Origin of the sequence: Mesorhizobium sp. M1A.T.Ca.IN.004.03.1.1, assembly GCF_003997555.1 — a bacterium.
In the GTDB taxonomy this organism is placed as follows: domain Bacteria; phylum Pseudomonadota; class Alphaproteobacteria; order Rhizobiales; family Rhizobiaceae; genus Mesorhizobium.
Window position 1 is genome coordinate 1 of the sequence record NZ_RZTV01001167.1, and the last position, 232, is coordinate 232.

Genomic DNA, 232 nt, shown 5'->3' on the forward strand with positions numbered 1-232 from the left:
AGGCCAGCACGCCGTCGTCGTGCATGCGATCCGATGCCCACCGGAAGAAGCGGGCGTACATGTCGTAAACCTTGGTCTTCTGCGCCGTGGACAGCCGAATGTAGCTGTCCTTGATTAATCGATCGACATGCTCGTAGCTTCGGTTTTTGTTGTTGTCGTTCTCATTCTGCTGGTTGGCGTTGTAGGGTGGGTTGCCGATAATCACAGAGATCTTACGTGCATTCTGCCGCTT

General features: G+C 53.9%; 1 protein-coding gene. It reads right to left on the reverse strand.

Annotated features, from left to right (window positions below; translation table 11 throughout):
• A partial coding sequence (locus EOD29_RS35355) for a hypothetical protein (protein WP_245475542.1) occupies nucleotides 1-205 on the reverse strand: 205 nt, incomplete at its 3' end.
• Nucleotides 206-232: the final 27 nt, after the last annotated feature.